Below are 25,434 nucleotides of genomic sequence, written 5' to 3'. Positions count from 1 at the left end.
GTCAGGGGGCGGTGCCCGTCACCAGCCGCACGTCGATCCGCTGCACCCCGTCCGGGCGCCGCGTCAGCACCCGCTCGTCCTCGCTCGTGCGCCGGCTCACCACGACGCGGGGCTCCTGCACCCCCAGGCGCAGCAGCACCTCGACGGGGTCGGTGTCCCCGCCGGCGGCGACGAGCACGGGGGTGCCGCCGGCCGCGCGCACGCGCTCGGCCTCGCGGTCGACGGCCGCGCGCAGCGCCTGCCAGTACTCCTGCGTCCCGGGCCGGCCCTGGCCGGTGGGGACGACGAGCGAGGCCGCCGGGACGTCGCAGGTCCCTCGCAGCACCTGCGGCCACTCGTTGCGCGAGCGCGGGTCGACGGCGAGGGCGACGTCACCGGGGGCGAAGCTCGCGCAGGCGCGGGCGACCGCGGCGGGCTCGCCGACCTCGGTCCGCTGGGTGGCGACGGGCAGGGTGCCCCACGCGGCGGGCCCGACGAGCAGGACGACGGCGATCGCCGCGCGCAGCCACGTCAGCCGCTCACCGGCGTACCGCACGACGACCCACCGGCACGCCGCGACGGACAGGACGACCACGGCGGGCAGCACGACGACGACGAACCGGCGGTCGGCCCACGGGTGGTCGGGGGTGATGCCCGGCCGGTACAGCGTCAGCAGCGTCGACCCGAGGGCCACGACGTACGGGGCCGTCCACACCGGCAGCCCACCCCGCCCCTGGACGGCCCGCACCACCCGCGGCAGCGCGGCGACGGCCGCCGCCCCCGCGAGGACCACCGCCGGCCAGCCCAGGTACCAGGCGATCCAGTCGACCGAGTGCTCGGCGTAGGTGCGGCCCCCGTCGACCGGCAGCCCCTGCGCCAGCTGCAGCCCCGCGACGAGCTTGCTGCCGGAGTCCTGCGGGTCCTGGCGCACGACCAGCCACAGCGGCCGGCTCGCGAGCACGGCCAGCACCACCCCGAGCACGACGGCCAGGACGGTCGGCAGCCGCTCGCTCGTCAGCCACGACCGCCGGGCCAGGACGCCGCGGCGGGCCAGCCGCACCACGACGGCGCTCGCGACCGCGAGGAGCACCAGCCCCGCGACGAGCGGCAGCAACGAGCCGGAGATCGTCCCCAGGTAGGGGCGCGAGGTGAGCAGCGCGGCGGCGATCGCGAGCGCCGAGGCCAGCGCCGTCCCCGTCAGCAGCGCGCGGGCGCCGGGGTGGCGGACGACGAGCAGGACGGCGAGGACGGGCACGAGCACCGCGACCTCGCGCAGGAAGTCGATGCGGACGAACCCGCAGGCGCCGACGAGCAGCCCGGCGCCGCCGCCGAGGCGGGCGGCGGTCCGGCCGGTGGCGGGCAGCAGCGCGACGAGCAGGGACGCGGCCCCGAACAGGACGAGCAGCGCGGGGGGCTCGGAGTAGGTGGAGCGGTTCGCGTGCAGGACGGGCTGCGCGAGCGCGAGCGTGGCCGCGGCCAGCGGTGCCCAGCGGGGGCCGACGACGCGGGCCGTGAACCCGGCGACGGCCAGGACGCCGAAGGCGCCGAGGACCCCCGGCACGACGAACATCCCCGTCCACCCGCCGGCCCAGTCCCCCAGGGAGTACAGCGCCGGGGCCCCGAGGAGGAACTGCGGGACGACGTGGTCACCGACCTGGTAGAAGGCCGGCGAGGCGAGGGTGAGGTTCGGGTCCGCGAGCGCGGCGGCACCGCCGAGGGCCGGGACGGACGCGTCGACGGGCAGGCCGTGGCGGGTGGCGAGGTGGTGGGCGTAGAGGGCCATCGACCCCGCGTCGCGGCGCAGGACGACGTGCTCGGCGTGGGTGAGGGCGGCCCAGGCCCCGGCCCCGGCGGCGAGGGCGGCGCTGCCCCCGGCGGACCACCAGCCGGCGGCGACGACGGGGGTGCCCCAGGCCAGGCGGCCGGCCAGGGCGGCGACGACGAGCCCGACGGGCACGGCGACGGCGGGTGTCCACAGGTCCAGCAGCACGAGGGGGACGGCGACGGCGGTGAGCGCGGCGACGGCGGCGGCCAGGACGACGGGGACCCGCGTCAGAAGGGTTCCCGCGGCGGTGCTCCCGGTGCTGCTCACGCCGGCAGAACCTACCGTCAGACTGGGGCCGTGATCGTCGTCGTGACGGACGTGGCCGCCCCGCCGGAGGTGCTGCACGACCTCGTGCTGGACGTGGACGTGCACGCGGACTCGTTGCGCGGCAGCGGCGAGAGCGCGACCACGAGCACGGGGCGGCGGACGCTGGCCGAGGGCGAGGAGGTGACGTTCACCGCCCGGCACCTCGGCGTGCGGTGGACGATGACGAGCCGGGTGAGCGTCGCGGAGCGCCCGCACCGGGTCGTGGACGAGCAGGTGCGCGGCCCCTTCCGCCGGATGCGCCACGAGCACCTGTTCACCCCCACGGGCCGGGGCACCCGGATGACGGACCGGGTGGCGCTGGCGCTGCCCGGCGGCCCGTTCGGCGCCCTCGCCGTCCGGTGGGTGGCCGAGCCGTACCTGCGCCGGCTCCTGCGGCGACGGGCCGAGCACCTGCGGGCGGTCGTCGAGCGGGGCGCCGCCACCCCGCCCCCGCCCTGACCCCGCCCTCGCCCCCGCAGGTCCGCCCCGGCACCCCGCGTACCGTGACGGCGTGCTCCCCGTGCTGCGCCGCCTGCTGGACGACGACCCGACCGCACCGCGGCTGACCTGGTACGCCGCCGACCACGCCTCCTCCGGGGAGCGGGTCGAGCTGTCCGCGCGGGTGCTGGCGACGTGGGTCGCCAAGACGGCGAACCTGCTCGAGGAGGAGTTCGAGGTGGGGCCCGGCTCCGTCGTGGCCATCGACCTGCCCACCCACTGGCGCACGCCGGTGTTCCAGCTCGCGGCCTGGGCGACGGGGGCCGCGGTGCGCCACGGCGCGGACCGGCCCGCGGACGTCCTGGTGTCCTCCTCGGTGCAGGCGATGCAGCGCAACGCTTCCCAGGACCGGATCGCGGTCTCGCTGCTGCCCCTGGCGACCCGCTTCGACCAGGAGCTGCCGGCGGGGGTGCTCGACTACGCCCGTGTCGTCACCGGGTACGGCGACACGCACGTCCCGATGGCGGCCCCGGGGCCGGAGGACCCCGCGCTGGAGGCCCCGGCGCTGACCCACGGCCGGCTGCTCGGCGAGGCGCAGACCCTCGGCGCGGACTGGCCGGTGGGCGTGCGGTTGCTCACCGACGCCGGTCCCGGTGACGTCGTGCGGGGGCCGCTGGCGGCGTGGGCCAGGGCGGGGTCGGTCGTCCTCGCCCCCGGCCTCGACGCCCTCGGCGGGTCCGTCGTCGCCTCCGAGCGCACCACGGCCGTCCTGCGCACGCGTCCGGCCCCCTGACCCGCGCGGCGGGCCGGGCACGCCCCGCCGCTCGGGGCTCCGTCACTCGCGGACCTGGAACCCACGGCCCGGCACCGGCCAGAACCCCGTCCCGGAACCGCGGGACCACCGCCCGGAGGGGAAACGACCCTGTAGGGTCCGGGGCAGGGGTGGTCGGGGGTGACCGTGCACGGGATCGGCGTGACGGTGTTCGTCGTGCTCGCGGTCGTGGGTTTCGTCGTGTGCCTCGTCTCGTTCGTGTTCGACGGCGTCTTCGAGGCGTTCGAGCTCGACATCGCCGGCGGGTTCTTGTCCCTGACGTCCCTGTCCGGCGGTCTGGCGCTGTTCGGCCTCGCCGCGACCCTGGCGCAGACCTCGTTCGGGTGGACCACGTCGCAGGCCGCCGGTTTCGGCGCGGGCGTGGGGATCGCGACCGTGGCCGGGGTCGGCGGGCTCGTCCGCACCCTGCGCCGGGAGGACCCCGAGACGCACGTCTCGATCCTGGGCGCCCGCGGGTACGTGACGACCCCCGCGACGAGGCCCGGGGCGTTCGGCGAGGTGAACCTGCGCCTGCGCGGGACGACGGTCAAGCGCAGCGCCGTCAGCGACGTCACCCTCGCCCGCGGTGCCGAGGTCGAGGTCGTCGCCGAGGTGTCCGCGACCGCCGTCCAGGTGAAACCCCTCCCCTGAACCAGTTCCGAACCCTGAGAAGAGGACCGTCGTGGAGTTCCTGACCCCCGCCGTCATCCTGGTGGCCGCGGCCGTCGTCGTCGTGGTGCTGCTGGCCGTCGCGATCGTGCGCCGGTACCGCATCGCCGGCCCGAGCGAGGCGTTCGTCGTGGTCGGCCAGAAGGGCCGGCCCGTCACCAACCCCGAGACGGGGAAGATCTCCACCGACCTGTCCGGGCAGAAGGTCGTCATGGGCGGCGGCATCTTCGTCCTGCCGTTCGTGCAGCAGGCGTACTCGTTGTCCCTGGCCTCCCGGCGCATCTCCGTGCAGATCCGTGGGGCGGTCTCGGCCAAGGGCATCCGGCTGAACCTCGACGGGGTGGCCATCATCAAGGTCGGCGGCACCGAGGATTCCGTGCGCGCTGCGGCGCAACGTTTCCTGCACCAGCAGGACGAGATCGAGTCGTTCACCCAGGAGGTCCTGGCCGGGTCGCTGCGTTCCATCGTCGGGACGCTGACGGTCGACGAGATCATCCGCGACCGCGCCGCGTTCGCCTCCCGCGTGGCCGAGGAGGCCGAGACGTCGCTGACGAACCAGGGCCTGGTGCTCGACACGTTCCAGATCCAGGACGTCACCGACGACGTGAACTACCTGCGCGACCTCGGTCGCCCCGAGGCCGCGATCGCGGCGCAGAACGCGGCCATCGCCGAGGCGAACTCGTTGCAGGAGTCCCAGCAGGCCGAGGCCCGCGCGCAGGAGAAGGTCTCGGGCGCCCAGCGGGACCTGTCGCTGCGGCAGGCGGAGTTCAAGGCCGAGACGGACACCGCGCAGGCCCGTGCCGCCGCGGCCGGGGTGCTGGCCAAGGCCGCGCGCGACCAGGAGGTCCTGCTCGAGCAGGAACGCGTCGCCGAGCGCCAGGCCGCGCTCACCGAGCGCCAGCTCGACACCGAGGTGCGCAAACCCGCCGACGCCCGCCGCTACGACGCCGAGCAGCAGGCCCAGGCGCGCCGGAACTCGGAGATCTTCGAGGCCGAGGCGAAGAAGGCCTCCGACATCGCCAACGCCGAGGCCGACGCCCGCCGCGTGGAACTGTCCGCGACCGCGGAGGCGAACCGCATCAAGCTGGCCGCCGAGGCCGACGCGCAGCGCGTCCGGGTCGCCGGTCAGGCCGAGCTCGACCGGCGCACCGCGCTGGCGAACGCCACCCGCCTGGAGGGCGAGGCGGAGGCCGCGGCGACCCGCGCCCGCGGTGAGGCCGAGGCGGAGACGATGCGCCTGCGGGCCGAGGCGTTCGAGCAGTACGGCGAGGCCGCGGTCGCGCAGATGGTCGTCGACGCCCTGCCCCGGGTCGCCCACGAACTCGCCGCGCCGATGTCGGCCATCTCCGACCTCACCGTCATCTCCACCGACGGCGCCTCCCAGCTGTCGCGGCAGGTGGGGTCGAACCTCACCGAGACCCTCGAGGTCGTCCGGCGCACGACCGGGGTGGACGTCACCGAACTGCTGCGCAACCTCACGGGGCAGCCCGCCCAGCGGGACGGCGAGCCGGCACGCCCAACGACCGTCGTGGCGCCCGGGCAGGAGTAGACCCCGACGTCCGGGCCCTCGCCGGGGACGTCAGCGCGCCGGGGCGGGCCGGGGGCGCGGCCCGCCCCGGCGCGGTCCGGTGACCAGGGCCGCGACGTTGGCGAGGCTGATGACGGCGATCCCGGCCCACTCGTGCGCGCGCAGGCCCTGGCCGAGCAGGAGCAGGCCGACCAGGGCGGCCAGCGCCGGCTGGGTGCTGGACAGGACGGCGAACGAGCGCGCCGGCACGGTGCGCAGCGCGACGAGGTCGGCCGCGTAGGGCAGGACGGAGGACAGCACCCCGGTGAGCAGGGCACGGGTGAGGGTGGCGCCGTCCCAGCGCCCGTCGACGGTGAGGACGACCAGGACCGGCAGGTAGCCCACCGCGCACACCCCGCTGGCCAGGGCGGGGGCCTGGACCCCCGGCAGGCGCGCCCCGGCGGTGCGGTTCAGGACGATGTACGCCGCCCAGCAGGCCCCGGCGACCAGACCGACGGCGATGCCGCCCACGTCGCTGGAGGGGCCGGGCAGGACCAGCACGTACACCCCGGCCGCCGCGGCGACGGCGATGAGCAGGTGCCTGCGCGTGCGGGAGGTGACCAGGGCGAGCACCAGGGGGCCGAGGAACTCCAGCGTGACGGCCAGCGCCAGCCCGACCCGGTCGACGGCGGTGTAGAGGGCCAGGTTCATGCCGGCGAAGACCACCGCCAGCAGCAGCACCGGCCACCACTGGGACCACCCCATCCGCCGCAGCGCGGGCCGGGCGAGCGGCAGCAGGACGGCCGCGGCGACCACCTGGCGGACGGCGACGACCCCGGCCGGGCCGATCGCGGCGAAGGCCGACGCACCGACACCGGCGCCGAGCTGGTTGCCCGTGGCCCCGACCAGGGCGGTCACCACCCCCCGGCCGCGACCCGGCCCCCGGACGCCCGGGTCGCGGCCGGGGTGGCGGTCGGGGCCGGGGTGGGGGTCGGTGGACTCGCGGGACCCGAGGGGGACGTCCATGCCGGCAGGCTGCCGCCGTGCGCCGTCGGCGCGAAATGCACCGGCCGGCGCCCCCATACGCTGAGCGCATGGCGGTCGAGGTGCGTCACCTGCGGGCCCTGCTGAGCGTGCTGGAGGAGGGCACCTTCACCGACGCGGCGATCGCCCTGGGCACCACCCAGGCGTCCGTCTCCCGGCTGGTGGCCGCTCTGGAGCGCGAGCTCGGGGTGCACGTGCTGCAGCGCACCCCCCGCGGCGCGGTCGCCACCGCGGCCGGCGGGCGCATCGCCGTGCACGCCCACCGGGTGCTGCAGGAGGTCGACGCCATCACCCGCCTGGCCCGGGACGACGGCGGCCTCGAGGGCGAGGTGCGGGTCGGGTACGCCTGGGCCGCGCTGGGGCGGCACACCACCGTCCTGCAGGAGCGCTGGCGGCAGCGGCACCCAGGATCCACGCTGGTCTTCACCCAGACGAGCACGGGCACGGCGGGCCTGCAGGAGGGCCTCGTCGACGTCGCCGTCACCCGCCGCCGCCTGGACGGGCGCCGGTTCGCCACCGCCCTGCTGGGCACCGAGAGCCGGTGGGCGGCCGTCGGTTCGGCGCACCCGCTGGCCCGCCGGCGCAGGGTGCGCCTGCACGACTTCCACGGCGCCGTCATCGGCAGCGACGCCCGCACGGGCACCACCACCCGGGACCTGTGGCCGCCGGGGACGGTGCCGGCGGCCACCCGCGACACCCGCGGCGTGGACGAGTGGCTGACCCTCATCGCCGCCGGGCAGGCGGTCGGCATCACCACCGAGGCGACGACGTGGCAGCACCAGCGGCCGGGCGTCGTCTACCGCCCCGTCGTCGACGCCGACCCGGTACCGGTCTGGCTGGGGTGGTGGCGCGACGCCGGACCGGCGTGGGCACCCGCGCTGGCCGAGCTGGCCGGCGAGCTCTACGCCGGGGAAGGCTGAGCGCTCCCCCGGCGAGGTCGTCCAGGCGCGGCGACGGCACCGACGATCAGCGCCGCCAGACCGCCCGGTCGTGGACGTCCCCCGCGCCGTGGGCGGCGCAGCGGGTGCCGGGGCACGACGGGCGGCAGACCCGACGGACGGGCGGAATGGTCAGTCCCCGGGCGAGGCCGCGGCGAGCCGGCCCGCCCCGCTGACGGTGACGGGGTGCTCGGCGGCCGTGACGAACGCGCTCTCCCCCCGCCCCAGCTCCAGCGACCCCGCCGCCGAGGTCAGCCGGGCGGTGCCCTCCAGCACGAGCACGGCCCTCGGGACCGGCCGCTCCCAGCGCTCGTCGGGACCGAGCGTCAGCACGGTGAGGGCGAAGTCGGGCAGGGGGCAGAACACCTGCTCGACGGGCGAGACGTCCCGCGGGGCCAGCAGCGGCGGCGGCAGCTCGCGGAAGTCGAGGACGTCGAGCAGTTCGGGCACGTCGACGTGCTTGGGCGTCAGCCCGCCGCGCAGGACGTTGTCGGAGCTGGCCATCAGCTCCACCCCGGTGCCGGACAGGTAGGCGTGCACGTTGCCGGCGGGCAGGTACAGCGCCTCCCCGGGGGCCAGCCGCACCTGGTTCAGCAGCACCGACACCAGCACGCCCGCGTCGCCCGGGTAGTGCCCGGCCAGTTCCACGACGCACTCGGCCGACGGGTCGTCGGAGTCCGCGCACGCGCTGGCGACGGCCTCGACGAGCGGGCCGACGGCCTCGGCCGGCGCCGTCAGCAGCAACCGGGTCGCCTCCTTCAGCGCGGCCGGGACGTCGGACCCGGCGAGCACGTCCAGCAGACCGTCGAACACCTCGCGCGCGTCCGGCGGCAGCGCGGGCAGTTCGAGCCCGGCGAGCAGGTCGTGCGCCGCACCGGGTGAGCGGAAACCGGCCATCGCGGCGAACGGTTCGAGGGCGTACAGCAGTTCGGGTTTGTGCGAGTCGTCCTTGTAGAGGCGGTGCGGGGCGTCGGCCGGGACTCCCCGCGCCTCCTCCTGCGCGTACCGGCGGGCGGCGGTCGCGCTGTCGGGGTGGGCCTGCAGCGACAACGGCGCCCCCGCCGCGAGCACCTTGAGCAGGAAACCGAGCCGCTGCCCGCCGTCGGGGCCGAGGAACCGCTCCGGGGACTGCGCGATGCGCTCGTCCAGGGGCACGCCGTCGGCCAGCGACGGCGCCCCCGGGTGGGCACCGATCCACAGCTCCGCCTGCGGGCGGCCGTCGGGTTCGCGGCCGAGCAGCCGCGGGATCGCCGTCGTCGAGCCCCAGGCGTAGGGCTGGACGGTGTTGGTCAGTCTCAGCACACCGGGCAGGCTGCCACACGCGTTCGAGTACGGTCGCTGCCATGAGCGTTCTCGTGACGGGCGGTGCCGGCTACATCGGGTCCCACGTGGTGCGGCTGCTGCAGCAGCGCGGCACGGACGTCGTCGTCGTCGACGACCTGTCCAACGGGCGGGCCGAGCGGGTCGGTGACGCGCCCGTCGTGGAGGTCGACCTCGGCACCGACGCCGCGGCCCCGGCCCTGGCGGCGGCGTTCGCCGAGCACGACGTCGAGGCCGTCATCCACTTCGCCGCCCGCAAGCAGGTCGGGGAATCGGTGGCCCAGCCCGCGCGGTACTGGTCGCAGAACGTCGGCGGGATGGCGAACCTGCTCCAGGCCATGGAGACCGCCGGTGTCGGCCGGCTCGTCTTCTCCTCCTCCGCGGCCACCTACGGCGCCCCGTCGACGGCGGTCGTGCGCGAGGACGGCCCGGCCGAACCCATCAACCCCTACGGCCAGACCAAGCTCGTGGGCGAGTGGATGAGCCGGGCCGCCGGGGTGGCCTGGGGGCTGCGCACGGCGAACCTGCGCTACTTCAACGTCGCCGGTGCCGGCTGGGACGACCTGGGCGACTCGGCCGTCATGAACCTCATCCCCATCGTGTTCTCCGCGCTCGACGCCGGGCAGGCACCCGCCGTGTTCGGGGACGACTACCCCACCCCCGACGGCACGTGCATCCGCGACTACGTCCACGTCCTGGACCTCGCGCAGGCGCACCTGGCGGCCCTGGACCACCTCGGCACCGACGAGCGCCCCTTCGACACGTTCAACGTCGGCACCGGCACGGGCGCCTCGGTGCTGGAGGTGCTCGCCGAGGTCCGCGCCGTCACCGGCGTCGACGTCGACCCCGTCGTCCACGCCCGCCGCCCCGGGGACCCGCCGCAGCTGATCGCCGACGTCGAGCGCATCACCTCCACGCTGGGGTGGAGCGCGACGAAGAGCCTGCACGACATCGTGACGAGCGCCTGGGAGGCGTGGCGCCGCTGAGGCGGCGCGGCCGGGTGCGTGCCGTCCCGCTGTTCAGGAACACCCGGACTCCCACACCGGAGTCGGTTGCGGCCGCGGGGCCGCGGGCTGGACCTGCCGCACCCAGCCCTCGCACGGCAGACCGATCACGGCGTAGTCGCCGACCTGCTCCACGCTCACCCCCGGCACCTGGCGCAGCGCCGCCACGGTCGCTGCCTTGCCCTCCAGGGGCGCGACGTAGGAGCTGCGAGCGGTGTCGACCACGATCCACCGGGCTCGGGTGCTGTGGTCGTAGGACCACATCCGCACCCGGAACCGGGACACCAGGTAGGGGCCGGTGTTGTTGTCCGCGGCCACGCTCGCCCCGTCCGGGATGAGAGCGGCCGCGGCCTGCACCTGTGCCGGCACGTCGGCCGACCACGCCTGCGCCGGCCGGGGCAGCGGAGGGTGCACCACCAGCTGCACCGCGGCCGTGGCGACCGCGCACGTCAACGCCGCCGGCCGCACCCACGCTCGGGAACGCACCGCCGGACCAGCCGTGAGACGAGCCACGGGGGAACGGCTGAGGACGTCGAGCAGGGCGGAGGTGATCACGGGCATCAGCACGAGGTCGTAGTGCAGGTGCGACAGCCAGTAGCTGGGGTTGCTCGACCCCAGGCGCCACAGCAGCGTCGGCACCACCAGCACCGCCAGCGAGGACCGCACCCACACCACGCCACCGGTCAGGACCAGCAACCCCACCAGCGCGGCGGCCTCCAGCAGCCGGGCGCTCAGCGGCGTGTCCGCGGTGGCGGTTGCGCCGGTGAGGAAGCCCAGGAACGGCACGGTGTGCTGGGGGTTGAACCAGACGACGGTCCCGACACCGACCAGGCCGCCGACCACGCCGAGAACGGCGGTCCGCACCGCCCAGGTGCGGTGCCCGCGCCACCACAGCACCAGCGCCAGGGCGCAGACGGTGGCACCCAGGTCCTCCTTGACCAGCAGCAGCGGCGCCGCGGACCAGAACGCGGCCCGTGGCCGGTCCTCCAGCACCGCCGAGCAGACCAGCGCCAGCAGCGGCGCGGCGAAGGCGACCTCGTGCACGTCGAAACGGGCCGCGTCGAGGACCCCGGACGAGACGGCGAACGCGGCCGTCAGCGCGGCCGCCGCGCCTGGTGGGAGCCGGCGGGCAGCAGCGACGGCGACGACCGCGACCGCGACGGCCAGCACCAGGGCCTGCGTGAGGACGAGGCTGCGCGGATCGGGCCACAGCCACCAGCCGGGCACGAACAGCACCGTGACGGGGCTGAAGTGCTCCTGCAGCAGCAGGTACCCGGGTCCGCGCAGGTCCGAGACGGGGCCGTCGCCGGCGGCCCACCCCTCGGCGGCCTGGGCGAAGATCCCCAGGTCGTAGGAGCCGACCCGTCCCGCCCGGTAGCGCAGCGAGCCGGTGCCGGCGTACAGCAGCAGCGACAGCAGGAACCAGAGGGCGGGCGGCGCGGCCGAGCGCACCGGGAACGACGGGGACGGCCGTGCTCGCGCTGGTGCAGGGGCGCCGCTCACCACGACACGCTAGTACCGACCCCTGCCCGAGCCCCGGGACCACCGGGATCCCGGGCCGCGGGTCGCAGAGCGGGTCAGTGCGGCAGGAGCACGCTGACGAGGACCAGCACGGGCGCGACCAGGACCGTCGTCACCAGCACGGTGTCGCGGGCCAGGTCGCGCCCGACGTCGTAGCGGACGGCGTAGGTGAAGACGTTCTGCGCCGTCGGCAGCGCCGCCACGACCGTCGCGGCGAACACGGTCTGCTCGTCCAGGCCCAGCGCGAACCGGGCCACGACGTAGGCGGCGGCCGGTTGCACGAACGCCTTCAGGACGCTGGCCAGGAGCACCTCCGGCGCCCGCCACCCGTGGGTGCTGCGCCCGTGCAGGGACAACCCGAACGCCACCAGCGCCCCGGGGATCGCGAACCCGGCCAGCAGGTCCAGCGGCTGGGCCAGCGCCGTCGGCACCGGCCAGCCCGTCAGCGACAGCACGATCCCGACCGCGCTGGCCAGCAGGACCGGGTTGGCCAGCGGCGCCAGCAGGCGGCGGGCGCTCGGCCCCCCGCGGTGCCGGCCGACGTCCAGGACCCCCAGGGCGAGCGGGGTGAGCACGACCATCTGCAGCAGCATCGCCGGCAGCACCGCCGTCAGGTCCTGCAGCACGTAGGCCGCCACGGGCAGGCCGATGTTGGCGGCGTTGACGAAGGAGCTGCTCAGCCCGCCGACGACGAGGACGTCCCGGCCCAGCCGCAACCGCCACCGGGCGAGCACCAGCCACAGGCCGAGGGCGACGAGCACCGAGGCACCCGTGACGATCAGCTGCGCCGACAGCAGCGAGCGGACGTCCGCCCCGGCGAGGGTCTGGACGAGCAGCGCGGGCGACCCGACGAAGAACACGAGCCGGGACACGACGACCTGCCCCGTGGGCCCCAGGACCCCCGTGCGCCCCAGGACGTACCCGACGGCGACGAGCGTGGCGACGACGACGAAACCGGTGAGGACGCCGCTCACGGCCTGCCCGGGGACGGGGGGCAGGAGCGGGGGCGGATCACCGCAGGAGGTTACCGGCACCCGGTCACGGGTCACGGTCGGCTCACGATCGGGGCCGGGGCCGTCCGTTCGCCGGGGACCCCCGGACGGCGTTGCTAGGGTCGAGCACCGTGATCGACGCCCTCGGGAACCCCTCCTCCGTCCTCCTCCTGGGGGGTACCTCCGACATCGGCCTGGCCATCGTGGAGCGGCTCAGCCCGCAGCGTCCGCTGCAGGTGACCCTGGCCGCCCGTGCCGGAGCCCGCCGCGACGAGGCCGTCGCCCGGCTGCACCGCCGGGGCCACCGGGTGCGCACCGTCGACTTCGAGGCCACCGACCTGCCCGGCCACGAGCGCGTGCTGGAGGAGGCGTTCGCCGACGGCGACGTCGACGTGACCGTCCTGGCCTTCGGCGTCCTGGGCGACAACGAGGTCTCCTGGCAGGACGCCCGCGCCGCCGTCGACGTGGCCACCGTCAACTACACCGCGCCCGTCAACCTCGGCGTGCACCTCGCCGCCCGGCTGCGGGCCCAGGGCCACGGCGTCCTGGTGGCCCTGTCCAGCGTCGCCGGTGAGCGTGCCCGCCGGTCCAACTTCGTCTACGGCTCCTCCAAGGCCGGGTTCGACGCCTTCTTCACCGGTCTGCGCGAGGCCCTGCGCCCCAGCGGGGTGCGCGTCGTCGTGGTGCGACCCGGCTTCGTCACCACGAAGATGACCGCAGGCCTCGACAAGGCCCCGCTGTCGGTGTCCGCCGAGCAGGTCGCCGAGGTGGCCGTGGACGCGGTCCGCACCGGCAAGGAGACCGTCTGGGCCCCCGAGCCCATGCGGTGGGTGATGTCCGCGCTGCGGCACGTGCCGGCCCCCGTGTTCCGCAAGCTGCCGATCTGACCGGCGCCCGGCCCGCACCGCCCAGCTGAACTGAGAGGTCCCCCTGTCGAGCACGCACACCCGCCCCGACGCCCCGGCCACGGCCGTGGGTGAGGTCCCGGCGGCGCGTCGCCGTCCCGGCCGGGACAGGGGCCCCGCCCCGGCGCCCCTGCGTCCCGCGCGGGGGCGGGCCGACCTCCTCGTCGGCGTCGTGGCGACGGTCGCGGCGGCGGTGGTGTTCTCCTGGCGGCTCGGCACCCCGAGCCCGTGGCGGGACGAGGCCGTCACGATCGCCGTCGCCTCCCGCACGCCCGAGCAGATCTGGGCGCTCGTGCAGACGGTCGACCTCGTCCACGCGCCCTTCTACTTCCTGACCCACGCCCTGTTCGGGTCCGGCGTCGACGTCGTCCAGGCCCGCTCGATCTCCGTCGTCGCGGCCGCCCTCACCGCCCCGGTGCTCTACGGCCTGGGGCGCCGGCTGGCGGCGGGGGCCGTCGGACCGGGCACCGCCCGGCTCGCCGGGACCACCGCGGCCGCGCTGTTCGTGTCGATGCCGTTCGTCAGCCGGTACGCGCAGGAAGCCCGGCCCTACGCGCTGGCCACGCTGGTCGCCACGCTCGGCACCTACCTCCTCGTCCGGGCCGGTTCGGCGCGCGCCACCCGTCGCTGGTGGGTCGCGTACGCGCTGTCCGTGCCGGTGCTCATCGCCCTCAACACCGTGGCCGCGCTGGTCCTGCTCGCCCAGGCCGGGTGGGCGCTCGCCGCCGGCCGCCGCACCTGCGCCCGCGCGGCCGCGGCCGCCCTGGCCGGGCTGCTCGTCTCCGTCCCGCTGCTGCTGGCCCAGGACGCCCAGAGCGGGCAGGTCGCCTTCCTGCGGCGCCCCGCGCTCGCCGAGCTCGGCAGCCACGTCCTGTTCGCCCTCGGCTCCTCGCCGGTCGCGGTCGCCGCCGCGGCGCTCGCCGTCGCCGCGGCGGTGTGGCGGGGCCGGGCCCGCCGGCTCGTCCTCGTGGGGCTGCTGTGGGGCGTCCTGCCCTGGCCGCTGCTGTGGGCGATCTCGCAGGTCACCCCGTTCTGGACGACCCGCTACCTCGTCTTCGTCGCCCCCGGCACGTGCCTGGCGCTCGCGGCCGTCGTCACCGTGCGGCTGCGCCCCCGCCTGCTGGCCGGCCTGGCCGGGCTCCTGGTCGCGGTGATGACCGTGACCGGGCTGCACATGCAGTTCGTCTTCCGCTCCCCCACCATCGGGCACGCCGAGGACCTGCGGGGCACGGCGGCCTACGTCGCCGCGCACGCCCGCCCCGGGGACGGGCTGCTGTTCCTGCCCGACGGGGAGTACCGCTACCGCGTCCTCACGCAGCTGTACCCCGAGGACTTCGCCCGGCTCGACGACATCGCGCTGGAGCGGACGGCGACGGAGTCCTCCACCCTGGTCGGCACGACCGTCGAGGCGCCGCAGCTGTGGAGGCACGTGGCGGGCGTGGGCCGGATCTGGGTCATCGGCGGTGTCGGGCAGGTCGTCACGAAGACGCCGGAGGACCGCGAGCTGAAACGCCTGCTCGACGAGGACTACCAGCTCGTCTCGACCGAGGAGAAGCGCGCGTTCAGCGTCAAGCTGTACGTGCTGGACCCGGGGGCGCGCGGCGCGGGCTGAGCCCGCCCACGGAGTCGTGCGTCAAGCTCTCTGACCTCGTATAATAAATCTTGTTATACGACGTGAGAGAGGTGGGCGCATGGACCAGAGGTTCAACCCCTACACCCCCGGCGCCGGCAAGCGTCCCCCCGCTCTGGTCGGTCGAGACTCCGAACTCACCGCCGGGCAGGTCGTCGTCGACCGGACCGCTCGCGGCCGCTCCGCCACCGCTCCGATCTTCCACGGTCTCCGCGGGGTCGGGAAGACGGTGCTGCTGAAGGCCCTGCACGCTCAGGCCGAGTCGGCCGGCTGGCTGACGGTCGAGATCGAGGGCAAGCAGGAGGCGGCGGAGCAGCACCGCACGAAGCAGCGCCTCGCCCGGGGTCTCGTCGCGGCAGCCCGCAGGACCGCTGGCCGGCGGTCGTCGCTCAGCGAGTCCTGGAGGCGCGCTCTCGAGACCCTCAGCTCGTTCTCGGTCGCAGCAGGCGCATCGGGGGTCGAACTGAGCCTGGATGTGGACCCCAGCCGCGGCCGCGGCGACACCGGGGACCCCGAGCTGGACCTCGAGGAACTGGTGCACGACGTCGTACCCGCCCTGCGGGAGAGCGGAACCGGCTTCGGGGTCTTCGTCGACGAGATCCAGGACCTCGACCCCGCGACGCTGAGCGCCCTCATCTCCGTGCAGCACCGTGCCGCGCAGAACGACTGGCCGTTCCACCTCTACGGCGCGGGTCTGCCCAACGTGCCGGCACGACTCGCCGAGGTGCGCTCCTACGCCGAGCGGTTCCACTTCGTGCAGGTCGGTGCCCTGTCCACGACCGACGCCAGGGCGGCCTTCGCGGACCCCGCCGCGGAAGAAGGCGTCCGGTACGAACGGGCCGCCCTCGATCGGCTCGTGGAGGTCTCCGGCGGCTACCCCTACTTCGTCCAGGTCTTCGGCGACCAGGCGTGGCGACTGGCCACCGGTCCCGATGTGATCAATCTCCGGGACGCGGAGGTGGCGATCGCCGAGGCCACCGCGGTGCTGGACGACAGCCTGTTCCACTCCCGCTGGAACCGGGCGACACCGGCGCAGAAGACGCTCATGCGAGCCATGGCCGAAGACGCCGGCCGGAGCCAGATCGCCGACCTCGTGACCAGGCTCGGCAAGAGGAAGCCCAGCGACCTCAGCGTCACGCGTGACGGGCTCATCAAGAAGGGACTCATCTACGCACCCGACCGCGGTCTGCTGCAGTTCACCGTCCCGCACATGGACGAGTACATCCGGCGTCAGCCGGAGTCCTGACCGTCGCCACCGTCAGTCCACCGTCACGTTGCCGGCCACGCCGAGGTGGTGTCGTGCGTCCCGACGGCTCCAACGCTTCCGGGGGTGCGGGAACGTCACGCCCGGCTCCTGGGGGAGACTGTCGCGGTGCGCTCCAGGCTCCCCGACGACGTCGCGCCGTCGCTGCAGCCTGCGTCGGCGGCGGCCCGTGGGGGCACCCGGCGGCACCCGGACCGCCGCGCGCTCCTCGCCGGCACCGCGGCGGGCGCGCTCGCCGCGGGGGCGGCGGCGCTGTGGTGGCCCCGCTCGGACGCCGGGGCGTTGCCCGGCCTGCGGGGGTGGCCCGGTGATCCCGACTGGTCCGCCGTCGCCGACCAGGAGCGGGCGTGGGTGGCCGCCGGTCGCGTCCCCGGCGTCGGCGGCGCGTTCGAGGCGATGTCCCGCCAGGCCCTGGTCGACCTGCGGCGCCTGCTGCAGCGCAACGGGTCCGGGGAGTTCCCCGAGACGTTCATCGCCGGTCCCGCGGGGGCCTGGCGCTACTCCTGGCCCCGGGACGGGGCGTTCGCCGCGGCGGCGTTCGCGCGCACCGGGCACCTGCGGGAGGCCGTCTCGATCCTGGCGTGGCTGCGCGCGGTCCAGGACCGCAGCGACGACGGCGGGTTCGAGGCCCGGTACGACAGCACGGGGCGGGCCCCGGACTCCCGGCACGCGCAGGCCGACGGTGCCGGGTGGGCGGCGTGGGCGGTGGCGGAGGTGCTCACGGCGCCCGGCAGCCCCTTCCAGCGCCCCGCCGACCTCGACGACCCGGGCCTGACCCCCGCTCCGCTGTCACCGCTGCTGCGACGCACCAGCGTCTACCTGCTGCGCCAGACGGAGAACGGCGCCCGGCTGCCGTCGCCGTCCTCGGACTACTGGGAACGCCGGGAGCGCCGGCTCACGCTGGGCACCGCCGCGGTCATCCTGCTCGGCCTGCGGCACGCGGCCCTGGTGCACGACCACCTGGGGATGGCCGCGGCGGCCCGCGGGCTGCACCGCGCCGCGGCCCGGCAGGAGGACGTCGTGCACGCGGCGTTCGCCCCCAGCGGGTACCAGCGCTACGCCGAGTCCGACGGGGACGGCGACGGGACGGGGCCGTGCGCGTCGACGTGCTTCCTGCTGCCGCCGTTCACCACGGCCGCCCGCCCCGGGGTGCTGGCGGCCTGGAGGACCTACCAGCGCGACGCGGCCCGGCCCGCCGGCGGGCTCGCCCCGGGCGTGGGGTGGAAGGACGACGGGATCTCCTGGACCCCGGAGGTCTCCCTGGTCGCGTCCACCGCCGCGGCCTGCGGCCGGCACGCGCGGGCGCAGCACTGGCTGTCGTGGCTGGACGCGCACCGCGCGGCCGGGGGCAGCATCTCCGAGAAGGTCCTGCCGGACGGGTCGCCGGCGGGGCCGGCACCCCTGGGGTGGAGCGCGGCGAACGTCCTGCTGGCGCTGGACCACCTCGACGACCGGTGGGGACCGTCCGGTTCACCCCGCTGAGCCCGGTGGCCGCCGGTGCTCCGGGGCGGCCCGGGTCAGCCGGGCCAGCAGCCACGACCGGAGCGGACGCTGCAGCGGGCGTTCGACGAGGCGGTGGACGGCCCGGGCCAGGACCAGGCACCCGGTGACGGCGAGGGCCAGGGTGACCCAGCGGCCGGTGTGCGGGGCGAGGACCTCGATGAGGGCCCACCCGACGTACTCGTGCGTCAGGTACAGCGGGTACGTCAGCGCCCCGGCGGCGGTCAGCCACCGCCGGTCCACCGCCCGCACCCGCGGCACGAGCACCGTGACCGCCACGAGCCCCACGCACCCGGTCACCACCGCGGCGAGGACCACGGGCGAGACCGGCGTCCGGCTGACGAGGTCCCCCACCGCGGGGGCCTGCGCGAAGGCGGCCAGGAGCGCGGCCTGGGCCGTCGTCAGGGCCAGCAGCAGCCAGCGCCGGACCGTGGGCCCGTCGCGGTGCAGGACGTGCAGCACGATCCCCGCCGCGAACAGCGGGGCGTACCCGAGCAGCGTCACCACCCCCGCGGCCCGCGGGACGGCCAGCACGACCGCGGTGCACAGCGCCGGGACCCACGTCGCCGCCACCAGCAGTCGCCGGCGGCTCCAGCCCACCAGCAGCAGGACCGCCACGAGCAGGTAGAACTGCATCTCCACCCACAGCGTCCAGTAGACGCCGTCGACCCGGGGCACCCCGAACAGGTCCTGGAACATCGTCAGGTTCACCGCGACCTGGGCGGGGGTGCGGTCGCCGAACCCCGGCCAGGCCCAGCGCAGGGTGGCGGTCAGGAGGACCGCGGCCCAGTAGGCGGGGTAGAGCCGGCTGACCCGGGAGGCCACGAAGGCGGCCAGGCCGCGACCCCCGGCCGAGGCCGTGATGACGACACCGCTGACGACGAAGAACAGGTGCACCCCGGCGTAGCCGTAGGCGGTGACCGCGGACAGGTGCGGGAACACGTCGCCGGTCAGCGCACCCCAGCGGGTGTGGTCGCGGGCGGTGAAGTGGAAGGCCAGCACGGCCAGGGCGGCGAGCAGCCGCAGCGCGTCCAGCGCCCGGAGCCGCTCGCCCCGCCCGGCTCCGCCGCCGCCGCCGACGGGTCGGGCCGACCCGGTCGTCGGCGCGGTCGGCGGCATCTGGCGGGTGGTCCGGGTCACGGTCCCCGAGCATGACCGCCCCCGCGGGAGCTGCGCGACCGGCGGGAGCTGCGTGGACGGCGCGCAGCGCCGGGCGCGGTCGCCGGCCCCACCCGTCCGGCTCAAGCCGCGGAGATCGTCTGCCGAGAAGTGGCCGTGCCCACCTCGCCCCTCATCCCCCGCGGCCGCCGGCGGGCGGCGCCCGCCCCGTTCGCGCACGAGGCCCCGGCCGACCAGCTGCACCTGCTGCGGCGGGCGACGTGGGGGCCGACCCCGGACTCCCTCGCCGAGGTGGCCCGCCTCGGGACGGCGGCCTGGCTGGACCGGCAGCTGGACCCCGCGGCGCTGGACGACGGGGCGGTCGACGCCTTCGCGGGCCGCATGCGGTTCTACGGCCGCTCGGCCCAGGACCTGTGGGCCGGCGGCTACGCCGCGACGGAGTGGAACGCCATGTTCGAGACGGGCCGCCTCACGCTGGCCCGGCAGATCTGGAGCACCCGGCAGCTGTTCGAGGTCGTCGTCGACGTCTGGAACAACGTCCTGCACGTCACGAACCCGAGCTCGGAGGTCTGGGCGAGCCGCCAGGACTACGACCGGAACGTCGTCCGCCGCCACGCCCTCGGCACCTTCGGCGACATGCTCGTGGCCTCGGCCCGGCACCCCGCGATGCTCACCTACCTCGACAACGCGAGCTCGACCGCGGCCCGGCCCAACGAGAACTACGGCCGCGAGCTGCTCGAGCTGCACACCCTGGGCGTGGAGTCCGGGTACTCCGAGGCCGACGTGAAGGGCTCCGCGCGGCTGCTGACGGGCCTGACCGTCGGTCGCGACGGCGGGGGCGTCTACGAGGCGGGCCGGCACGACGGCGGCGGCCGGACGGTCTACGGCTTCACCGTCCCGCCGCACTCGGCCGCCGACGGCGACGGGTGGATCGACGCCTACCTGCGCTGGCTGGCCGTCCACCCCGTCACGGCCCGCCGCCTGTGCGGCAAGCTCGCGACCCGCTTCGTCTCCGACACCCCGCCCGCCGCGCTGCTGGACGCGATGGCCCGCACCTGGGTCCAGACGGGCGGTCAGGTCGTCCCGGTCCTGCGGACAATGTTCGACTCCCCCCACTTCTGGGCCTCGGCGGGGCAGAAGGTCCGCACCCCGCAGGAGGACTACGTCGCGACGCTGCGCACGCTGGGCACCGGCATGGAGACCGGCGGCGTCGGCGGGATCACCAAGATCTACTGGCACGTGCTGGACCAGGGGCACGCGCCGATGGCGTGGCCCGCCCCCAACGGCTACCCCGACGTCGCCGCCGCGTGGACCTCGCCCAGCGGGACGCTCGCGCGCTGGAACCGGCACATGGACTTCGCCGCGGGCTGGTACCCGCCGGAGCTGCGCTTCACCCCCGCCCTGCAGCTGCTGGCGAGCATCCCCCCCACGTTCGGCGGCCTCGTCGACGCCCTGGGCGTGCGGATCACCGGCAGCCGGCTGACCGCCGACGAGAAGGCCGGGCTCCTGCTCTACGCCGGCCGGTCGGAGGGCTCGCCCTGCTCGGCCGGGGACCGGTGGGTGCGGGACAACCTGCGCTACCTCGTCGCCCTGACCCTCGACACCCCGTCCTTCACGATCCGCTGAGGAGTCCCGTGAGCACCGCCGGCACCCGGAACGACCCGCACTGCGGCTGCGAGGAGGGCTCCCGCCTCCTCTCGCGCCGCTCCGTCCTGCGCACGGCCCTGGCGGCCGCCGCCGCCGGTGTCACGACGTACGCCGTCGGCGACGTCTCGACGCAGGTGTCCTTCGCCGCCCCCGGGTGGAACGGGGAGACCCTCGTCGTCCTCAGCCTGCACGGCGGCTTCGACGGGCTGTCCGCCGTCGTGCCCGGTGGGGACGGCGCCTACTACGCGGCGCGGCCCACCATCGCGGTCCCCCGCTCGACCCTGCTGGGCCTGGACCAGATGTTCGGGCTGCACCCGGCGATGGCCCCCCTCGTGCCGTTCTGGAAGAGCGGGACGTTCGGCGTCGTGCACGCCGTGGGGCAGTCGGACCCGACGCGGTCGCACTTCGCCGCCATGGAGCAGATGGAGACGGCGGCGCCGGGCAGCTCGGTGCGCACCGGCTGGATCGACCGGACGATCGGCTCGCTCGGCACGGGGTCGGTCCTGAACGCGGTGGGCATCTCGAACCAGCCGCCGCGCTCGTTCGCCGGGCCGGCGCAGGAGACGACCACGACGTCCCTGGAGGGGTTCAGCCTCATCGGCCCCGGCGACGACCGCCCGACGTGGCACGCCGCGCTGCGCCGCATGCACACCGGTGCCCGCCCGGAGGTCGCGGCTCCCGCGAACACCCTGCTGAGGGCGATGGAGGACGTCGCGAAGCTGCCGGGGACGGGGGCCGGGCCGGCGAACGGCGCCGCCTACCCCGGTTCCGACCTCGGGCGCGCGCTGGCGCAGGCGGCGCTGCTGAAGAAGTCCGGGGCGCCCGTGCAGGTCATCGCCCTGGACTACGGCGACTGGGACATGCACGCGGGGCTGGGACGCGTCGACGGCGGCTGGATGCGGGACAAGCTGACCGAGCTGTCCTCGGCGCTGGCGGCGTTCGCGACCGACCTGGGGCCGGCGTTCGGCTCGACGACGCTGGTGACGCTGTCGGAGTTCGGCCGCCGCGTGGAGGAGAACGCCTCGGGGGGTCTGGACCACGGCCACGGCAACGCGGTCCTGCTGCTCGGGGGCGGGGTCGTGGGCGGCCGGGTGCACGGCGCGTGGCCGGGCCTGGGCGCGGACCGCCTCGTCGACGGCGACCTGGCCGGGACCACGGACTACCGCGCCGTCATCGGCGAGGTGCTGCAGAAGCGCTGCGGGGCCGGGTCGCTGCAGACGATCTTCCCCGGGTTCGGCGGGTCGCAGCTCGGGGTGGTGCGCGCCCGCTGACCCCGAGCCGTCTGGTGACTGGGAGTGACGGAACACCCGGGCGGGCGTCCCCCGAACCCACCCTGTGAACACGCTGGGCCCGGACTGGCCCGGGCCTGTTCCGCCTCTGACCACCAGCTCTCCCCGCGCTGAACCTGCGCCGGACCAGCCCTCCGAACCCCCTGCGGGGCACGGGGGGCTGTGTCGTTTCCCCGGAGAACCAGTGCCGGAAACGTGCTCAAGACCTGGGACTCCTGCGCCGATTGTGACGTAGAGTGAACGAGTGACCACAGAGGTGTTACGAGGTTGACCACTCCGGCACCTTGTACACCACGGGCATCGTCCCCTACTTTGCGTGACGCACCGGGTACCTCCCGGGAGCGACACGCTCAAGGTCGGGAGTCGACGCGCCGATGCCGAGGCCGAGCGTTCGCCCGTGTGGGTGTGCCCCACACGCAGCGAACACCGGCAGTGAGCACCGCCCCCGCCAGAGAGGAACGAACCCGATGCGGTCCGTCCAGACCCCCCTGTCCCGCCGCGCCCTGCTGACCGGGGCCGTCGGCACCGGCGTCCTCGGTGCCTCCCTCGCCGCCGGCGCCGGCTCGGCCAGCGCCCTGACCCCCGCCGCCCTCCAGGTCGGCGGCTCCACCCGCGCCTTCCCCCTCGGTGCCCAGCGCTCGGCCGCCCTGCTGTCCAGCGAGGCCGGCGCCGGCTCCGGCCTGACCGTCGTCGGCGTCGAGGTGGACGGCGGCCACATGGTCGGCGTCACGTTCCCCTCGGGGGCCTCCACCGACACGATCTCCGTCCGCACCCGGACGGCCGGCGGGACGTGGACCGCCTGGAGCGACCTGCCCCTGAACGACTCCGAACCCGACCCCGACACCGCCGAGGGCCGCCGCTCGGTCACCGCCTCGGACCCCCTGTGGGTCGGCGCCCTGGGCACCGGCGCGACCGTCCAGGTCCGGCTGCCGAAGGTCGACGTCGCCGACGCCCACCTCCAGCTCGTCGACGCCGGGGAGTCCTCCGCCCTGGCCCGCACGACGCTGTCGAGCCCCGCCGAGGCACCCGGCGGGGCCGACACGCTCGCCACCAAGGCCTCCCCCAAGGTCCTGCCGCAGCCGACCGTCAGGACCCGCGCCCAGTGGGGCGCCGACGAGTCCCTGCGCAAGGGCGGGGCCGGCTACAGCGACACCATCAAGGCCGTCGTGGTCCACCACACCGCCGACGGCGGCACCTACAGCCAGGCCGAGGTGCCGTCGGTCATCCGCGGCATGTACCGCTACCACACGGTCTCCCTGGGCTGGGCCGACCTCGGGTACAACTTCGTCGTCGACCGCTTCGGCGGGATCTGGGAGGGCCGCGCCGGCGGCATCACCAAGGCCGTCGTCGGCGCCCACGCCGGTGGCTTCAACGTCGACACCTTCGGCGTCTCGATGATGGGCGACTTCACCTCGGCCGCCCCCAGCTCCGCGTGCCTGGAGTCCGTCGCGCAGGTCATCGCCTGGAAGCTGTCGATGTACGGCGTGCCCGCCGACGGCACCACCTACCTCACCTCCGCCGGCGGCGGCACCGCCCGCTACGCGCGCGGCACCACCGCCAAGCTGCGCACCATCAACGCCCACCGCGACGTCGGGTTCACCGCGTGCCCGGGCAACGTCGGGTTCACGAAGATGGGCTGGATCCGCGACCGCGTCGCCCAGCTCCTCGGCGGGGCCTCCATCACCGCCATCGCCGCCAAGTACGACGCCGTCGGCGGAGCCGGTGCGCTGGGCGGCCCCACGACCCCCGAGAACGACGTCCCGGGCGGCGGCGGGTCCTACCGGTTCTACTCCGGCGGCGCGATCTACTGGTCCAAGGCCACCGGCGCGCACACCGTCCGCGGAGCGATCCTGCAGCGCTGGGGCCAGCTCGGCTGGGAGACGGGCCTGGGGTTCCCCACGACCGACGACTCCCCCGCCAAGGGCGGGTTCTACAACCACTTCGAGAACGGGTCGATCTACTGGTCCCCGGCCACCGGGGCCCGCGAGGTCCGCGGCGCCATCCGGCAGAAGTGGGCGTCCATGGGCTGGGAGGGCGGCCCCGCCGGTTTCCCGGTCACGGGCGACGAGTCCGTCAGGGGCGGCTGGTACACCCACTTCCAGGGCGGCTCGATCTACTACTCCGCCGCCACCGGGGCGCGCTGGACGACCGGCGCGATCCGGGACCGCTGGGCCGCCCTGGGCTGGGAGAACGGGCTGGGTTTCCCGACCACCGACGACACCCGCACCCCGAACGGCAAGGGGTACTACAACCACTTCCAGAAGGGGTCGGTGTACTGGTCGCCGGCGACCGGGGCGCACGCGGTCAGCGGCGGTTTCCGCGACACGTGGGCCTCCCTGGGCTGGGAGAACTCCTTCCTGGGGTTCCCGACCAAGGACGAGGTGTCCGTCGACGGCGGCACCCGCCTGGAGTTCGAGGGCGGCACCCTCACGTGGACGCGGTCCACGAACAAGTTCACCGTGAAGAAGAAGTGACGTGAGGCGCCGACGGTCGCGGCGGGCCGGGTCGCGGGCGGCGCTGCGGGCGGGGTTCGCCGCGCTGCTGGCCGGGGGCCTGCTCGCCACCGGCCTGCCCGCGCAGGCCGCCCCCCGCGTCCCCGGCGGTCTCCCCGCGGACGTCGACGCCTTCCCCCGCTACCAGGCTCCGATCACCTGCGCACCACCGCAGCCCGGGACCCTCGCGCTCGCCCAGCTCATCCGCGACGCGTACGGCCGCCAGACGCTGGGCCTGGCCCGGGCGTGCCCGGCGAACGGCGTCCCCGTCTCCGAGCACTCCGACGGCCGGGCCGTCGACTGGATGCTCGAGGCGAGCGACCCCACCCAGGCCGCGCTCGCCGGGGAGTTCCTCACCTGGTTGCTCGCGACCGACGAGCGGGGGAACGTCGCCGCCAACGCCCGCCGCCTCGGCGTCATGTACGTCATCTGGAACCAGCAGGTGTGGAAGACGTACCAGGCGGGCGCGGGCTGGCAGCCGTACACCGGAGCCGACCCGCACACGAACCACGTCCACCTCTCGCTGACGTTCTCCGGCGCCGCCCGCGAGACGTCCTGGTGGACGGGGACCACCGACCCCCTGCACGGGCACTGGATCGCCCTGGGCGCCGAACGGTCCGTCCTCGGCGCCGACGTCGGCGGCCGGCGCACCACCGCCGCCGGTGGGGTGGCCCGCAAGGACTACCGCCACGGCACCGTCTACTCCTCCCCCACGACCCCCGTCCGTGAGGTGCACGGCGGCATCCGCGCCCGGTTCGAGAAGATCGGCGGGGTCGGCACCCTGGGTGTCCCGTTGACCGACGAACTGCGCACCCCCCGCCGTCCCGGGGCGTACAACCACTTCCAGTTCGGCTCGATCTACTCCTCCCCCGCCACCGGGTCCTTCGAGGTGCGGGGCGCGATCCGCGACCACTGGGCCCGGCTCGGCTGGGAGAACGGCATCGGGTTCCCCGTCAGCGGCGACACCCGCACCCCGGGCGAGGCCGGCTACTACACCCACTTCGAGGGCGGCTCGGTCTACTGGTCCCCCGCGACGGGGGCGCACGCCGTCCGCGGCGCCCTGCGCGACGCCTGGGCGCGGCAGGGCTGGGAGAACGGCCGCCTCGGGTTCCCCACCGGCGACGAGCGTCCCGTCCCCGGTGGTCTGCGCGTCGAGTTCCAGGGCGGCTCGATCACCTGGGACGCCGCCCGGCGCACCACGTCCACCAGCTACACCGGCAACTGAACCGCAGGA

General features: G+C 75.5%; 20 protein-coding genes. 14 read left to right on the top strand and 6 right to left on the bottom strand.

What is annotated here, in order from left to right; translation table 11 throughout:
* Position 1: 1 nt before the first annotated feature.
* Positions 2-2,071, bottom strand: a complete 2,070-nt coding sequence (locus AB2L28_RS19380) for a hypothetical protein (RefSeq protein WP_370720636.1) — start codon at positions 2,069-2,071, stop codon at positions 2-4.
* A gap of 30 nt (positions 2,072-2,101) precedes the next feature.
* Between AB2L28_RS19380 and AB2L28_RS19375 the strand changes: the two genes are divergently transcribed.
* From AB2L28_RS19375 to AB2L28_RS19360, 4 genes are all read left to right on the top strand, one after another.
* Complete coding sequence (locus AB2L28_RS19375) at positions 2,102-2,569, top strand: SRPBCC family protein (protein ID WP_370720635.1); 468 nt, start codon at positions 2,102-2,104, stop codon at positions 2,567-2,569.
* Positions 2,570-2,621: 52 nt separating this feature from the next.
* Positions 2,622-3,341, top strand: coding sequence for a TIGR03089 family protein (locus tag AB2L28_RS19370; RefSeq protein ID WP_370720634.1), 720 nt, complete (start codon positions 2,622-2,624; stop codon positions 3,339-3,341).
* A gap of 159 nt (positions 3,342-3,500) precedes the next feature.
* Complete coding sequence (locus tag AB2L28_RS19365) at positions 3,501-4,010, top strand: NfeD C-terminal domain-containing protein (protein ID WP_370720633.1); 510 nt, start codon at positions 3,501-3,503, stop codon at positions 4,008-4,010.
* A 31-nt stretch (positions 4,011-4,041) separates the two neighbouring features.
* Positions 4,042-5,577: a flotillin family protein gene (locus AB2L28_RS19360; protein WP_432526060.1), complete on the top strand. Its 1,536-nt coding sequence runs from the start codon at positions 4,042-4,044 to the stop codon at positions 5,575-5,577.
* Between the two features lie 30 nt (positions 5,578-5,607).
* On the opposite strand, the gene AB2L28_RS19355 is transcribed toward AB2L28_RS19360, so the two are convergent.
* Positions 5,608-6,561, bottom strand: a complete 954-nt coding sequence (locus tag AB2L28_RS19355) for an EamA family transporter (protein WP_370720632.1) — start codon at positions 6,559-6,561, stop codon at positions 5,608-5,610.
* 68 nt (positions 6,562-6,629) lie between these two features.
* Between AB2L28_RS19355 and AB2L28_RS19350 the strand changes: the two genes are divergently transcribed.
* A complete protein-coding gene (locus tag AB2L28_RS19350) occupies positions 6,630-7,499 on the top strand; it encodes a LysR family transcriptional regulator (RefSeq protein ID WP_370720631.1) in 870 nt (289 codons plus the stop codon).
* A gap of 150 nt (positions 7,500-7,649) precedes the next feature.
* On the opposite strand, the gene manA is transcribed toward AB2L28_RS19350, so the two are convergent.
* Complete coding sequence (gene manA, locus AB2L28_RS19345) at positions 7,650-8,819, bottom strand: mannose-6-phosphate isomerase, class I (protein WP_370720630.1); 1,170 nt, start codon at positions 8,817-8,819, stop codon at positions 7,650-7,652.
* Positions 8,820-8,860: 41 nt separating this feature from the next.
* On the opposite strand from manA, the gene galE reads away from it, so the two are divergent.
* Positions 8,861-9,823, top strand: coding sequence for a UDP-glucose 4-epimerase GalE (galE, locus tag AB2L28_RS19340; RefSeq protein WP_370720629.1), 963 nt, complete (start codon positions 8,861-8,863; stop codon positions 9,821-9,823).
* A 33-nt stretch (positions 9,824-9,856) separates the two neighbouring features.
* Here the strand turns inward: galE and AB2L28_RS19335 are convergent, their stop codons facing one another.
* Together AB2L28_RS19335 and AB2L28_RS19330 are read right to left on the bottom strand one after the other, a co-directional pair.
* The gene (locus AB2L28_RS19335) at positions 9,857-11,344 is read right to left on the bottom strand and encodes a DUF2079 domain-containing protein (RefSeq protein ID WP_370720628.1); all 1,488 of its coding nucleotides are present in this window, start codon (positions 11,342-11,344) and stop codon (positions 9,857-9,859) included.
* A gap of 74 nt (positions 11,345-11,418) precedes the next feature.
* Entirely contained in the window at positions 11,419-12,336 is a 918-nt protein-coding gene (locus tag AB2L28_RS19330) for an AEC family transporter (protein WP_370720627.1), read from the bottom strand.
* A gap of 149 nt (positions 12,337-12,485) precedes the next feature.
* Between AB2L28_RS19330 and dprE2 the strand changes: the two genes are divergently transcribed.
* The 4 genes from dprE2 (at position 12,486) to AB2L28_RS19310 (ending at position 17,635) form a co-directional block, all read left to right on the top strand.
* Positions 12,486-13,241, top strand: coding sequence for a decaprenylphospho-beta-D-erythro-pentofuranosid-2-ulose 2-reductase (gene dprE2 / locus AB2L28_RS19325; protein WP_370720626.1), 756 nt, complete (start codon positions 12,486-12,488; stop codon positions 13,239-13,241).
* Positions 13,242-13,326: 85 nt separating this feature from the next.
* Entirely contained in the window at positions 13,327-14,871 is a 1,545-nt protein-coding gene (locus tag AB2L28_RS19320) for a glycosyltransferase family 39 protein (protein WP_370720625.1), read from the top strand.
* 79 nt (positions 14,872-14,950) lie between these two features.
* Entirely contained in the window at positions 14,951-16,135 is a 1,185-nt protein-coding gene (locus AB2L28_RS19315; protein ID WP_370720624.1) for an ATP-binding protein, read from the top strand.
* Between the two features lie 126 nt (positions 16,136-16,261).
* Positions 16,262-17,635: a glycoside hydrolase family 15 gene (locus AB2L28_RS19310; RefSeq protein WP_370720623.1), complete on the top strand. Its 1,374-nt coding sequence runs from the start codon at positions 16,262-16,264 to the stop codon at positions 17,633-17,635.
* Here AB2L28_RS19310 and AB2L28_RS19305 read toward each other — a convergent pair.
* Positions 17,624-18,793, bottom strand: coding sequence for an acyltransferase family protein (locus tag AB2L28_RS19305; RefSeq protein ID WP_370720622.1), 1,170 nt, complete (start codon positions 18,791-18,793; stop codon positions 17,624-17,626). The two genes, AB2L28_RS19310 and AB2L28_RS19305, sit on opposite strands and share 12 nt — an antisense overlap.
* 135 nt (positions 18,794-18,928) lie before the next feature.
* Between AB2L28_RS19305 and AB2L28_RS19300 the strand changes: the two genes are divergently transcribed.
* The 4 genes from AB2L28_RS19300 (at position 18,929) to AB2L28_RS19285 (ending at position 25,425) form a co-directional block, all read left to right on the top strand.
* Positions 18,929-20,398: a DUF1800 domain-containing protein gene (locus AB2L28_RS19300; protein WP_370720621.1), complete on the top strand. Its 1,470-nt coding sequence runs from the start codon at positions 18,929-18,931 to the stop codon at positions 20,396-20,398.
* Positions 20,399-20,406: 8 nt separating this feature from the next.
* Positions 20,407-21,690, top strand: a complete 1,284-nt coding sequence (locus AB2L28_RS19295; protein WP_370720620.1) for a DUF1501 domain-containing protein — start codon at positions 20,407-20,409, stop codon at positions 21,688-21,690.
* A 485-nt stretch (positions 21,691-22,175) separates the two neighbouring features.
* Positions 22,176-24,182, top strand: coding sequence for an N-acetylmuramoyl-L-alanine amidase (locus AB2L28_RS19290; RefSeq protein ID WP_370720619.1), 2,007 nt, complete (start codon positions 22,176-22,178; stop codon positions 24,180-24,182).
* Position 24,183: 1 nt separating this feature from the next.
* On the top strand, positions 24,184-25,425 hold the full coding sequence (locus tag AB2L28_RS19285) for an LGFP repeat-containing protein (RefSeq protein ID WP_370720618.1): 1,242 nt from the start codon (positions 24,184-24,186) through the stop codon (positions 25,423-25,425).
* The last annotated feature ends 9 nt before the right edge of the window (positions 25,426-25,434 follow it).

The organism is Kineococcus mangrovi (assembly GCF_041320705.1).
GTDB lineage: Bacteria > Actinomycetota > Actinomycetes > Actinomycetales > Kineococcaceae > Kineococcus > Kineococcus mangrovi.
Note: the sequence above shows the minus strand (reverse complement) of the source record. Positions and strands in the feature narration are given on the sequence as shown.